Origin of the sequence: Neorhodopirellula pilleata, from assembly GCF_007859915.1 — a bacterium.
Lineage (GTDB): Bacteria > Planctomycetota > Planctomycetia > Pirellulales > Pirellulaceae > Rhodopirellula > Rhodopirellula pilleata.
The window spans coordinates 415061-428163 of record NZ_SJPM01000005.1; the positions used below are offsets into that span (position 1 = coordinate 415061).

The window sequence follows — 13103 nt, forward strand, 5'->3', positions numbered from 1 at the left end:
TACGGCTATCTGCCGTTACTTAATCTTGAGTCCTGTATCCCAAGAAATCTTCTCCAGAGTGTAATGCTCTGCTTATCTTGCTCAAGCAAGCCGAGCACTGAATGATGAGCAAGGCACCCATAGCGTTAATCAATAGAGAAAATACGAGAACGGTTCTGTCTCTTGCGGATCAGTTTGTGATCAGCGGCACGCGATTCATCACATCTTGGATGATCGCGAGATACTGCGGTGCGGAACAACTCGGGTACTATGCACTTGGATTTTCTGTATTGATCCTGATCGATTTAATTTTACAGGCATTTGTATCGGCACCCTATACGATTTTCTCTCAGCGAATCACTAGCAATCGCTCGAAGCGGTACACAGGCAATTCATTAGTTCAGTCAGGATTCGTCGGCGTTATCGGGATTTCCGCATTCATGGCGATTGGCTGTTTTGCGTTTCTTGCAGAGTCAAATGATCTCGCAAATGTCATGTTTGTTCTGGCTGTTTCTGTTCCGTTCTGCGTGGTGCGTGAATTTGCACGTAGGCATTGTTTCGCAACCGAGCAAGTTGGACTCGCGTTGGGTTTCGATTCGTTGTTTGCCGTTTGCCAATTGGGGTTAATGTATTTACTACTTGAGAATCAACATCTCAATTCCGTAACGGCCCACGGAGCTGGTGGACTTGCGTGCGCAGTTGCATTGTCGGTTTGGCTTTTCGCGTGCCGCGGGCAGATTGAGCTCTCCTTGTATCGCTGGAAGGTGAATGTACGAAAGCATTGGCGTTTCGGTCGCTGGGTTTTTGTTTCGCAAACAATGAACCAGTTGAATTGGAATATAGTTCAGTGGATCATTGCGTTTTGGCTAAGCACTGAAGCAACCGGGGTCTTCACGGGATGCCTGACGATTGCGTTTTTATCGAATCCTTTCGTTCTCGGGATTGCGAACATGATCTATCCCCGACTCGCAGGTGTGCAAACCGCTCAGGGTAGCCAAGCGATGCATCGGCTTGCCGTCCAAGCCACTGTTGCCATTGGCGTCGTGATGGTTGCGTTTACGCTGGTTCTTTTGTTTGCTGGTCAGTATGTGTGCGACTTCCTCTTTTCCGATCCAGCTTACGCTAATGCCGGGCTTCTTCCAGCGATTTTGGCTGCGGCGGTCTCGTGTTTGGCAATCACGATGCCTTTTGATGGTTGCTTGTGGGCGGAACATCGCACCGCTCTTTCGTCCGCTGCGAGTGCCCTGGGCGTGGGGGTCACGGCGATTGCCGTCTTAGCTCTCGTTCATTGGGGAACGACTGCCGCCGCGATCGGACTGCTCATTGGCTGCGCGATCGAATCATCGGCAAGAGTTGTGTTCTTTATTAGAAGTCGCCGCTTTTCCATTCAATCATCCCGTATTCTCGTTCTCGCTTCTTAGAGGAAAACACCTGTGATAAAGGCTTTCATCACACTGCAGCGGAAGATCAATAAATCGATCTCCCAAAGAGGGTTTTCGACCACGATTGTTCGCTGTGTGACCCGCCCTGCCCGCTGGCTCGGCGATTTGGCTCAGTGGATGTCACCGACATTCCGTCGGATTCGCCGAGAGCACGCAAAGTGGGATGCCGAGCATCATGTCGACACAGCACCGGGAAACCAGGCGGGCTGGATGGCGGATATCGAGAGCGAGAATTGGTCCCACGGTCGTGGCTACCATCCCGCACCGAGTGATAGCTTGATTCGCCGGTTATCGGATCTCGACATCGACTATCGTGACTACACCTTTATCGATTTTGGATCTGGCAAGGGTCGTTCGCTTTTTGCCGCATCTAATTTTCCATTTTCCAAGATCATCGGCGTTGAGTTTAATCGTTACTTGCATGATACCGCAGTTAAGAACACACGAACCTATCGTAGTGATCAACAGCAGTGCGCGGATATCGATCCGGTGCACGCCGACGCAATCGCCTATGAGATCCCTGATCAACCGATGGTTTATTACTTTTACGACCCATTCGCAGAGCCGGTCATGCGACCGGTCGTTGATAATATCTTTCGACGGCTTCGAGAGAACGGCAAGAAATGCTTCGTCATCTACTTCAATCCTGTGTTCGCCGAGTACTTTGAAAACAGCGATCAATTCCGTCGAATCGCACAAGGAAGTGAGTTTGAGAACTATTGGAATCGAACTCGCTTGGGTAACAAAGACGCAAATGAGTTCACATCCGAACTCTTGGATGCGGAGAGGTACGTCGTGTATGAGTCCGTTTCGCAAGCAAACCTGCAGTAATCATCCATGATTGTTGAAATCCAAGAGGCGTATCGTGGCAAAACCGTATTTCTGACGGGCCACACCGGTTTCAAGGGATCATGGATGTGTCTATGGCTCAAGAGTCTGGGCGCGCGAGTTATCGGATACTCACTTGAACCGCCGACCATTCCCAGCAATTTTGTCGAAAGCAACATTGCCGAGGTCGTTGATGAACATGTTATTGGCGACATCCGTGATCACGATCGGGTTCTCGGAACTATGCGGGATTGCCGACCCGACTTTGTTTTTCATCTAGCGGCCCAGACGGTCGTTAGAACTGGATATCAACAACCGCGTGAGACCTTTGATGTCAACGTCACTGGTACTGCGTCATTACTGGACGCGGTGATAGCACTCAGCCACCCTTGCTCAGTGGTTTGTGTGACTAGTGATAAGTGCTACTCCAATGACGACCGTCCAAGATCGTTCGTCGAGTCAGATCCGATGGGTGAGCGGGATCCATATGGTGCAAGTAAAGGTTGCACCGAGCTTGTCGTGAAGGCCTATGCCCACTCCTTCTTTCATCCGGAGCGATACAACGACCATCACGTAGCGATAGCTACGGCGCGTGCGGGCAATGTGATTGGCGGCGGTGACTGGACACCCCATGCACTCATTCCTGACCTTGCCGAGGCGGCAAAGAGTGGTCAAACGATTTCGCTTCGAAATCCGAATGCGACTCGGCCGTGGCAGCACGTGCTGCAAACACTCAGTGGTTACTTGCTACTTGCAGTTCGCCTGAACAACGATCCGCAGCGGTACCACGGTGGATGGAACTTCGGACCCGAAGAAAGAGAGGTGCTGAGCGTTGCCGAGTTTTCTGAATTTTTTTTTCGTACATGGGGTCAAGGAACCTGGCGTGACGATTCCGGTGTCGATCAACCCCACGAGGCTCAAACGCTGACGCTTTCAATCGCGAAAGCGCGAGAACAATTAGGCTGGTACCCTCGATGGGATACACAAACGACAATTAATATGTGCGTTGCGTGGTTTAAACACTATTTGGCCGGAAAAGCTCCGGTCGAAGCATGTCTCGAACAGATTCATCAATTTGAGCATGACTCAAATTCGCTTTAATTGTCATTATCGGTGCGTCGAGTGCGTTACCAACGCTTGCTTGTCCAACCCGGCTATCTGGTACGAGCGTTCACCCGTTTTTGAGGTGGTTCTCGACTTTTCTTCTCTACGAGCGTTTTTGCAGCCTAGGTTTTCTCGTAATTCAACTCGAAAGTGCTCTCTTTTCTTGTGGAAGGGTTCTTTTAATTTCAGGTAGGACATTTGTGTCTTAATCATGATCGATCACGACAAAAAGAATCTCGAGGACGCGTTTTATTCTGTACGCGACCAGTTAGTCCGCTTGACGAGCGCGCGTTTAGATCGACGGCTCAAAGGGCGAGTGGATTCGTCCGACATCGTCCAGGACACGTATATGGTCGCGTTTCGCCGGTACTCGGAGTATGTTGCCAATCCGCAGGTTCCTTTGGTCGAATGGCTGCGATTCTTGACACTGCAAACGATCACCGAGGCCCATCGGTTTCATCTTGGCCGGTTAAAACGTACGATCCAGAAAGAAGCCGCCAATCCATCAGGGAAACTCAGTGTCGTATGTGTCGTCGATATGCTAGCAGGGTCTCTGACGAGCCCGCCCAGCGCCGCGATTCGAAGCGAAATGCAGAAAGCCGTGGGCGAACTGATTGATTCGATGAGCGCGACGGACCAAGAGATCATTCGACTTCGACATGAGGTCATGCTTTCCAATGACGAATGCGCTAATAAACTTGGGCTTTCAAGTTCGGCAGCGAGCAAGAGGTATATCCGTGCAATAAAACGTCTCCGTTGTGTTGCGAGCGAGTACCTTTAATGAAGGATTCGGCGGCCGCATCCGAAGTCGAGCACGAGCGATTGGATCAACTCTTGCAAGAGTATCTTGCGAGTTGCCGACGTGGGGATTCACCCGATATCGAACTGTACGCACAAGCTCATCCTGCACTTGCCGACGAGATCCGCGAGTTATTTCCGGTAGTTGAATTCGCTGAACATCTAAATGCTGATGCATCGGATCATGTTCATTTCACTCCGACTCGTCAAGCGATGCAGCTTGGACCTTTCCACCTAACTCGTGAAATCGGCAGCGGCGGGATGGGAGTCGTTTACGAAGCGACCCAACCTCCATTGAACCAGAAGTTTGCGGTCAAAGTTCAAAAGGGATTTTCGACAAATTCAGCCGTTTCGCAATCGCGATTCACTCGGGAGGCGCAAGCGGCCTCGCGTCTACATCATCCGAATATTGTGCCCGCTAAATATTATGGAACTGAAGCGAGTCAGAATTATCTGGTGATGCCACTGATCGATGGCGTCAGTCTGGACAGGCTGATCGCTGCCAAAGACGATGTCGATCCCAGGACATATTTACTGTTTGAAGATATATGCACCGATTGGCAACGCTTGGCAGCGCTCGGTGCCCAAGTCGCGTCGGCACTCTCTTACGCTCACTCACAGGGGATGATTCATCGCGACGTCAAGCCCGCCAACCTGATCCTTGCCCAAAACGGAAATATTTGGGTCACTGACTTCGGTCTTGCCAAAATGCGGGATGACAAGAGTGATTTAAGTTGCACCGGTGAGATGGTTGGTACACCGAGGTATATGGCTCCGGAGCAACTCCACGGGGTGGCCGATGAGAGAAGCGATGTCTACGGACTCGGGTTCACACTATTCGAGATCGTGACGCGTCAATGCCCTTGGGCCGGCCCTCAAAACTGGGGAGCAACGAACACGATTCTTGGGGAGCGAAGAGCCACGGCCAGAGGGACCTCACGAACTCTTGAGATCCCAGATGTACGTGAGCTGAATCCGGCGATCCCGGACGTGTTTGCAATGGTGATCATGAAGGCGATCGCACGTAATCCGGAGTCACGTTATCAATCCGCCCGGGAGCTCGAGTTGGACTTGAACGAACTGTGTTACCGAGGCAATATCGATCGCCGAAGTTCTCCGCGTAGTCGAGCAACCCTGAGCAAGCATCAAGCCCGTAGTGTCGCCGTCTTGATGGGCGTTTCCTTTATCCTCATCGCTGCGATTTGGGTTTGGAGACCATTTCCGGAAGTGGCGGAAACGTTGCCAGCAGTGCCACGCAAACCGCCTCACAATCAATCCCTTTTCCCTCCAACCCACTGCATCACCTACGCCGAACCTGGAACGGATTTGATCAACCTTGTCATCACTGTCAACTCTCGATCCGACGACGCGGAGGAGTACGGCGAAGGGACCATGTACCTCGACAGCAGCGACTTAGAATTGACCTGGGACGAAATCGACCAGATCATTGGGCTTCGTTTCGTCGGTGTTGAGATTGCACCTAGATCAGAAATTAGCTCCGCCCGGCTGTGTTTCTACGCCGAACGTACGGACTTACTTCCGACGGATCTTGTTGTGTTTGGTGTCGATAACGCAAACCCGATCAGCTTCACGCCGTTGGACTATGACATTTCAAGACGTCCTCGCACCTTGCATCGCGTCAAGTGGAACCCCGAGCGTTGGACCAGTGGCGAATTATATGAGACGCCGGACTGCCGAGAGATCGTTCAAAGCCTCGTCAATAAAACGGATTGGAAATCAGGGAACGCGATGGCGTTCATCATTGAGGGGAAGGGCAATCGGACGGCGACCGCATACGACGGCAATTATCACTATGCCCCCATGTTGAAGATCCAGTATCGAAAGCCCGCTGAAAAGCTTGTCGGATCGCAAGGGAATGATCCAGTGGCACGTCGCCTACCGCAAGTCGAAGACTGAGTCTAGCCGGAATCCGACCTCGTCCAGCGTCGGATCGGGATCGAGAGCCATTTGGCAAGCTCCGCCGCGTTGGTCGGCGTGGAGGAGTCGGGGTTGATCGTGTTGAGGATCACTTCATCGATCGCTAAACCGGACGCTTGCGCAGCTCGCACGCACGCGATCACGTCGTGTTGAACACCCAAACGATCCGCGGCGACCAGGGTAATTTTGACCGGATAGCGGCGCTGTAGTCGGATCGCGAAGTCGAGATTGAGCATCGAGTCGCTGATCGGACTGAACAATCCCCCGGCTCCTTCGATCAGAACTTCATCGAAATCTATCCACGCATCCAGACCAGAAATCAGTTGATCTTCATCGACGCGACGACCTTCGGCAGCGGCGGCTTGAGGCGGTGCCAGCGCGGCGACGAAGGTTTGCGGGCACACGGATTGCAAGGTGAGCGGTTTGCCGGCGGCGTTCCACAACAAAACCGCATCGCTGGCGACGGGCCGGCCCGTTTCGTCAGGTTCACAACCACTGGCGACCGGTTTGTAAACGCCGACGCGCTGCCCGACACGTCGCCGAGTTTCCGCCAACGCCGAGGCATAGTATGTTTTGCCCACGTCGGTTCCGGTTCCCGTGATCAAGTTCCAATTTGAAGCCATGAATTCATCCAATCAAACTGTTCGTTTGTCGCTCGTTCAAATGCGAGACCGAGGCACCAAAGAATTAACCACCCAGGCAACGATCCAATGGATCGAACAGGCCGCCCAAGCGGGTAGCCAAATCGTATGCCTTCAGGAACTTTTCGCCACTTGCTACCCATGCCAAGCCGAGGATCATGCGATGTTCGACTTGGCCGAATCGATCCCCGGTCCGACGACCGATGCGATGTCGCAAGTTGCCAAACGCCTGGGCATCGTCATTGTGGTGCCATTGTTCGAACGACGAACCGCAGGGGTCTACCACAACTCCGTCGCGGTATTGGACGCGGACGGAACGATCGCCGGTGTCTATCGCAAGATGCACATCCCCGATGACCCGTTGTACTACGAAAAGTTTTATTTCACACCGGGGGATGCGGCCCGACGTGACGGATCGGTCCCCACCGACCGCGCCAATGGGTTCAACGTCATCCAAACCCGGTTCGCCAAACTCGGCGTGGGCATCTGTTGGGATCAATGGTATCCCGAAGCGGCAAGACTGTTTGCCCTCGCTGGTGCTGAGATCCTGCTGTATCCGACAGCGATCGGATGGATTGATGAGGAGAAAGACGAATTCGGTGCGGGCCAACTAGACGCCTGGATGACAAGCATGCGGGCGCACGCGATCGCCAACGGGATTTTCGTCGGGGCACCCAATCGAATCGGCAATGAGGGACGCGTCCAATTCTGGGGCAATTCGTTCATCGTTTCACCGCGAGGCGAAATGATGGAGCGCGGTGACGATCAGACCGAGCAAATCCTTACGGCCGATTGCCAGCTTGCGGAAATCGACGTCGTGCGGACTCACTGGCCATTCTTGCGAGATCGGCGAATCGACGCATACAGTGATCTGACGCGGCGATGGATCGGCGATTAGGCGTCGTTGGGAAACGTCGCCAAAGACACGTAGGCATCAAGCAGATTCAACAAGTTTTCGAAATCACTGTCGACGTTGGACTTGATAATGTATCCGGCAACCGACCTAGCGTAGGCGGCACGAAGGTCGCGATCGTTGTCCGAAGTGGTCAAGACGAACACGATACTGTCGCTAAGCTTGGGGTCGGCACGCAATTCAGCCAAGAACTCATGCCCTGACATCCGCGGCATGTTCAGATCCAACAAGATCACATACGGCGGATGGATGAGCGCTTGGTTGTTGTGGCCCCGGAGTTTCTCGAGCGCATCAAGGCCGTCGCACGCTAACACTAAATGGTCCAGACGGTCGACGCGTCGAAACGCCCGCTCGATTGCGGCGCGATCAACTTCATCGTCGTCGACGACCAAGATTTTCGTTTTTGTTTCGAAGATCACGAATACCTAATACCAATCATCAACATGATAAGAACAACGTTACTTAGATCATTGATCATTTGCCCTCTCGAGAAGTCTGCACCCCTCGAAAAGTCTCGTGATCTATCTCCTCACCAACGTTCCGCCAAGAACTACAACCAAATTAACTATGCCACTTATTTGACACCGGGGCCATCTTCAAAACAATCAACCCAACGGATTGTCGTGCAGATAAACGCTCATCTTTAGCAGCCGATTACGCTGTTTATCGGCCGTAGATCGCTTCTACCGGTTGCACCTTCAGCGGCATTCCACAGCCGGGCAGCTGGCACGGGCTATCGCCACCGACAAAATCGCCGCAATCGATCATTCCGCCCTGGGACGTCCCCACTAGCCGTAACATGGAATCCGGATCGATCGGACCTGGATCGATCCACATTCCTTCAGGAGTCAACTCCATCGTACCCAAGTCCAGATCCAATCCGCGTCGAACGACCTCGAAATTGACGAAGATATTGAGCAGCCCATTCTGTGAATTAAGCAAGTCACTGAGCGCAGAGATCGTATCGCGAGCGGCCGTCGGTCCGCTGTTGAGTCCCCGAGCGTCGCGGAACGAACGAATGTCTTCGTTTAGTTCCAATTGCGATGCGGCGATACGTACGGATTGTCGCCCCAGTTCGAAATTAATTCGGTTGGCTTGCAGCTGACGAATACTCGCTCGAAGTCCTTGCCAAACATCGTCCTCGAAATTGTAGTATGAACGCTTGGCTTGTTCATATTCAATGAGCGCCTGCCGATACGTGTTGCGTTCTTGCAAACGTGTGATCGGAGCGTCCCAACGCAATCCCACTCGAAAACTGGTGTTATTGTTCGAGGGCAAATCGGTCAGTGCTGTCCGGTTGATATCGCCCGACAAAACCACATCGAGATCGCTCTCGAGGTCATCGGCAAAGAACTCAATGCGACGATACGTATCGACCAAAGCGGCCCGTGCATTGGCCCAGTCGCGACGATTCACTCGCGCGATCTGCAAGGCTTCGGCCGGCTCGATGTCGACTTCCGGCAACAACAGCGATTCGACGCGGGCGCGAGCCTGAATGAGTTGCAACGCTAAAACGTCTTCGCCCAAGTCAGCCAACAAGTCTTGGCTGGCAAGGATCACTTGCGTGCGAACTTGTTCGGCGATCTTGACCAGGTCGGCCGATCCTGGGCCGCTGGCAATGAACTTTTCGATTCGATCATTGAGTGCATCGACGGACACAAGGTACTCTCGAAGACGTTCGCTGATGTCGGCAAACTGTTCACCAAGCTCTTCACCAAGTTCCAGAACTGGCTTTAGATCGAAAATCGATTCATCGACGGTTTCAATCCCCAACAGCGAGCACACGTTCTGTTGTTCTTCACGATACAACTGAAACAATGACTCGGTTTGCGAGCGGCGTTCTGGGATTTGCTCGGCGAGTATCCTGAGATCCTCCTTGACTCGGGGCAGATCGTCGTCGATCAGCTCACGCGTGAATCTGGACAGCGGCTTGATGGATTCGCGAAGTTCTTCAATCGCATCGATCGTGGTTTGGTCCCATGCTAACTTCGATCGTGGCGCACCGGTGGCCGGATCGAGATCGGTGTCGGTCGCTTCGAGCAGGGCCACGTTAATCGCTCCGACCGCGACACGAACGTTGATCAATTGCTCCCGTCGACTGCGAAGCGTGCGATCGATCAACTCAAACCTTTCGAGAGCCGGGTCTTTGATTTGAACGCAAATGTAAGGTGGCAGTCCGAGATCACGCAGGAAGCTATCGACCGAACTTTGGAAGCCGACCCGGCGACTAACGAGTTGACTTTGCGAGTTCAACAATGCCGAACGCGCTTGGGCAATTTGCAAACGCTGACGAATGATCGCTTCAGGGTCATCGGGGATCGTGGTCAGCAATTCGACCAAGGTGTTTTCCAAGATCACCAAGTTCTCACCCAAGCGAGCGATGTTTTCTTCCAGGTTTCGGATCTGCAATTGGTCCTGAAGCAATCCAAAATAACCGCCCGCTTGCGGGACACCACCGCCACCGCCACCGCCCAGGTTAGCGAATCCCGAATCGAAACCAGTGAATGCGCCCGTGTTGGCGGCGAACGTGCCACCGGTCCGGTTGACTTGGCTGTCATTGTTACGGCCGGTGACGATATCGAGATAGAACCCTCGACGGAATCGTTCGAAGTTTCGAACATTGGCGAGCAAACGACGCTCCGCAAGGGTCAACAGTTCCAAGACGCGATCACGGCCGGCGTCCCGCAATAGAGGTTGCAACAGGGTAAAGTCCAACAACGTCGACGTTGCCGCAGTGTCAGGACCGCTGAGATTCCAGACAACTTCGTTGGCGAAGTTCACGATAAGGTCCGCGCCGGTTGCAAACCGTCGCCGCATCGCCGCATCACCGCCAAGGGCAATCGACGTATCGCTGTTGCTGATCGCCCCGAATCGTTGGTTACGTTGGACAAACTCGGTGCCGGCTCCGGCAAAAAACTGAGTATCGAACTGAAACCGTTGGCTCGTCACGTCGAGGGCGGACAAGTAGAGCTGTTCCAATTGACGCTGGTAATCGGGCGAATGCAACAGTGCGATTTGAACCGCGTTTTCGGAATTCAGCTCCAAGATCCCGTTCTCATTGAGCGGCAAGAACTGCCACCAATCTGGGTTTTCGGCCGTATTGGTCAAACCCGGAGCCTCCCACATCGGGTAGCCACGTCTGCCGTCGACGCACTGCATGTATCGATGCGACGCGGGATCATCCAGCGGCATCGGCTGGAAATCCAGATCAAACGGATTGTACATCCGGCTACGTCGATCGATGTCAATGACTAGCGGCGTGTTTGGCGGCCGGGCGACATGCGAGGCCTTCTGTGCCATCAATGCGTGGGCTTCTTGGTCGGCCTGAACCCGATAATGGGTTCGTGAACAACCGCTCATCAGACTCAATCCCCCGATCGTCAGGACACCGAACACAGCGAACCGAAATGCAAGGCGGTTGCGTATGGGATGCTTAACCTGAGTCGTCGGTGGGGTCGCCATGAGATCATTTGCCCGGAGTGAAGATCCTATTCACCTCTTCCATTCGGACGATCCGACGAACCGGCTTGATCGTTCGGCCGTGCAAAGCCCGACTAACCCCCACCCTGGGCGGCCGGTCGGTCGGGTTGGCAAGGATTTACGGGTTGCAATGGTCAAGGTGGAAGGATTGATGAGGCCGGTTGCCCTGCGTTCGGAGCACGAAAGCTCGCCCTAACCAGAAAAGTTGATGAAAAAGGTGCCTGAACCGACCCTGATTGATTAGAATTTGCATTGATTCCACTCGGCGAAACCGCCGCTTTTCGACTCGCTCTTCCACCTCTTCCTGCCTTTTCTCAATGCAGTACGCCCTTCTCGCATTTCTGATCGTGCTGGTATTGGCCCAGGCATTCTTGCTGTGGAAAGCCAAGGACAGCTGGCGTTGGTACCCGATGGTAGCGATCATCACGACGACGATCTTGGCTGTCGTATTCCTTTTTCCCCTTGCCGGAGCGCTCAAAAGCCGAGCCGCGTGGCACCAAATCAAAGAGGAACTCGAAGAACGACTCGTGAAAGTCGAAGCCGAACAAGCGGAACTTCGTTACGGCGACCCCAATAGCCCCTTGGCCGAAGACGGTGTTTTGCCGATGGCCCAGAGGTTAGCGAAACTAGGAACCGAAGCCGGACGACGCTGGCGTGGATTGCGTTTAACGAACCAAAATTTCGGTGGTCAAACCTCGATCGTTTTGAGCGCGCCGGTGGATGCCAATCAAGTCGAGGGATTGCCGGAAGACGCTCCCGCCGACGCACAAGCCGCAGCGGCCGCTGCTCGTCCGCCCCTAATTCCCAATGGCATGGTCGTTTATGGTTTCGCCGAAGGTCAACAGCCCAACGTCGACCGAATGATTCCGACATTTTATCTGGGCGAGTTTCGCGTTACCGCCAGTACGCCCGACCAAGTGACGCTGACGACGACCGGACCCTTGCTACCGCGGCAACAACAAGCCATCACCAGCGGCCAAGCGTCGAGTTGGTCCGTTTATGAACTCCTGCCGCTCGATGGACACGAACCGTTCATCGCCGAAGGCAGTCAGCCGGACGACGATAACGTTTTTGGACGCATCGACGATGAATTGGTTAACCGAATCCTCTCGGGTGTATCCGACGCAACTCGCCAAAACTACTTGCGAGATGGCTCTCGATCGCTCGACGACGATCGGCCATTGACGCGATGGGTGAAAATCGAAATTACGAAATCGCACACGATCGACGTCGACAGTCCAGACCAACGCGGCGCCCTCGACGGGGGATTCTTCGACGGTAGCGGTCGCGCCGTCGACAGCCGTTTGCAAGCCGGAGGCGAAGGCAAAGTCAAATTCGACAAAGGCGAATTGTTGGTCCTCAAAGAAGAAGCCGCCAATGCCCTGCAACAAGAGGGCGTGGCCCGCTTGGTCGATACCTACTATTTGCGGCCATTGAACGACTATCGATTCGTACTGCGTCGGATTCGGTTGCGTTTAGCCGAACTGGAAACTCGGACCGAAGAACTCAATTTTGAACGGGACATTCTGCAACGGGCCATCGACGCGACAGTCAAAATGCTCGGGGAATATCAAACCGATAAGCTTAAATTGGAACAAGACCTCGCCCAAACCGAAACCGAGCGTAAGGCGATCCAAGATTACAATGAAAAACTGCGGGCAACCGTCAAAGCCACTCGCGAGAAACTCGTCGGCTTGTATCGCAGCAATCAATCGCTCGAAAACGAACTCGAACAAATCCATTTAGACATCAAGTCCAACATGGATTCGCTAACAAGCACCCGCTGAGTTTGCTTTGGCTTGCCAGACGCGCGAGTTTTGAAGTTGCACTTTTGCCTGTGGCATTTGTTTTTCGTAACCCGCTGCGTAAGTTTTGAAGTTGCGCTTTTGCCTGTGGCATTGGTTTATCGTAACCCGAAGCGTAAGCGAGGGATGAGTCAATATCAATTATCCCTCGCTTACGCAGCGGGTTACGAAGAAA

General features: G+C 53.4%; 10 protein-coding genes. 7 read left to right on the forward strand and 3 right to left on the reverse strand.

Annotation, left to right across the window (positions count from 1 at the left end):
• Positions 1 to 101 precede the first annotated feature (101 nt).
• The 5 genes from Pla100_RS14395 to Pla100_RS14415 all read left to right on the forward strand — a co-directional run bounded on the left by Pla100_RS14395 (position 102) and on the right by Pla100_RS14415 (position 6068).
• On the forward strand, positions 102 to 1400 hold the full coding sequence (locus Pla100_RS14395; protein WP_146578391.1) for a lipopolysaccharide biosynthesis protein: 1299 nt from the start codon (positions 102 to 104) through the stop codon (positions 1398 to 1400).
• A gap of 96 nt (positions 1401 to 1496) precedes the next feature.
• Positions 1497 to 2252 (forward strand): class I SAM-dependent methyltransferase, encoded by a 756-nt coding sequence (locus tag Pla100_RS14400; RefSeq protein WP_146578392.1) that lies wholly within the window; start codon positions 1497 to 1499, stop codon positions 2250 to 2252.
• 6 nt (positions 2253 to 2258) lie between these two features.
• Entirely contained in the window at positions 2259 to 3350 is a 1092-nt protein-coding gene (gene rfbG, locus Pla100_RS14405; protein ID WP_146578393.1) for a CDP-glucose 4,6-dehydratase, read from the forward strand.
• A gap of 214 nt (positions 3351 to 3564) precedes the next feature.
• Positions 3565 to 4134: a sigma-70 family RNA polymerase sigma factor gene (locus Pla100_RS14410; protein ID WP_146578394.1), complete on the forward strand. Its 570-nt coding sequence runs from the start codon at positions 3565 to 3567 to the stop codon at positions 4132 to 4134.
• Complete coding sequence (locus Pla100_RS14415; protein ID WP_146578395.1) at positions 4134 to 6068, forward strand: serine/threonine protein kinase; 1935 nt, start codon at positions 4134 to 4136, stop codon at positions 6066 to 6068. The genes Pla100_RS14410 and Pla100_RS14415 overlap by 1 nt, the downstream gene beginning before the upstream one ends.
• A gap of 2 nt (positions 6069 to 6070) precedes the next feature.
• Here the strand turns inward: Pla100_RS14415 and bioD are convergent, their stop codons facing one another.
• Complete coding sequence (bioD, locus tag Pla100_RS14420) at positions 6071 to 6712, reverse strand: dethiobiotin synthase (protein WP_146578396.1); 642 nt, start codon at positions 6710 to 6712, stop codon at positions 6071 to 6073.
• Here bioD and Pla100_RS14425 point away from each other — a divergent pair.
• On the forward strand, positions 6711 to 7628 hold the full coding sequence (locus tag Pla100_RS14425; protein ID WP_146578397.1) for a carbon-nitrogen hydrolase: 918 nt from the start codon (positions 6711 to 6713) through the stop codon (positions 7626 to 7628). The two genes, bioD and Pla100_RS14425, sit on opposite strands and share 2 nt — an antisense overlap.
• On the opposite strand, the gene Pla100_RS14430 is transcribed toward Pla100_RS14425, so the two are convergent.
• Positions 7625 to 8062, reverse strand: coding sequence for a response regulator (locus tag Pla100_RS14430; protein ID WP_146578398.1), 438 nt, complete (start codon positions 8060 to 8062; stop codon positions 7625 to 7627). The two genes, Pla100_RS14425 and Pla100_RS14430, sit on opposite strands and share 4 nt — an antisense overlap.
• A gap of 244 nt (positions 8063 to 8306) precedes the next feature.
• The gene (locus tag Pla100_RS14435) at positions 8307 to 11003 is read right to left on the reverse strand and encodes a hypothetical protein (RefSeq protein ID WP_146578399.1); all 2697 of its coding nucleotides are present in this window, start codon (positions 11001 to 11003) and stop codon (positions 8307 to 8309) included.
• Between the two features lie 437 nt (positions 11004 to 11440).
• On the opposite strand from Pla100_RS14435, the gene Pla100_RS14440 reads away from it, so the two are divergent.
• Positions 11441 to 12910 (forward strand): hypothetical protein, encoded by a 1470-nt coding sequence (locus Pla100_RS14440; RefSeq protein ID WP_146578400.1) that lies wholly within the window; start codon positions 11441 to 11443, stop codon positions 12908 to 12910.
• Positions 12911 to 13103: the final 193 nt, after the last annotated feature.

What these genes read in the sequence shown, in the direction of transcription:
- Pla100_RS14395 (WP_146578391.1), top strand. Translation starts at nt 102, where the DNA reads ATGATGAGCAAGGCACCCATAGCGTTAATCAATAGAGAAAATACGAGA.
- rfbG (WP_146578393.1), top strand. Translation starts at nt 2,259, where the DNA reads ATGATTGTTGAAATCCAAGAGGCGTATCGTGGCAAAACCGTATTTCTG.
- Pla100_RS14410 (WP_146578394.1), top strand. Translation starts at nt 3,565, where the DNA reads ATGATCGATCACGACAAAAAGAATCTCGAGGACGCGTTTTATTCTGTA.
- Pla100_RS14415 (WP_146578395.1), top strand. Translation starts at nt 4,134, where the DNA reads ATGAAGGATTCGGCGGCCGCATCCGAAGTCGAGCACGAGCGATTGGAT.
- Pla100_RS14425 (WP_146578397.1), top strand. Translation starts at nt 6,711, where the DNA reads ATGAATTCATCCAATCAAACTGTTCGTTTGTCGCTCGTTCAAATGCGA.
- bioD (WP_146578396.1), bottom strand. Translation starts at nt 6,712, where the DNA reads ATGGCTTCAAATTGGAACTTGATCACGGGAACCGGAACCGACGTGGGC.
- Pla100_RS14435 (WP_146578399.1), bottom strand. Translation starts at nt 11,003, where the DNA reads ATGAGCGGTTGTTCACGAACCCATTATCGGGTTCAGGCCGACCAAGAA.
- Pla100_RS14440 (WP_146578400.1), top strand. Translation starts at nt 11,441, where the DNA reads ATGCAGTACGCCCTTCTCGCATTTCTGATCGTGCTGGTATTGGCCCAG.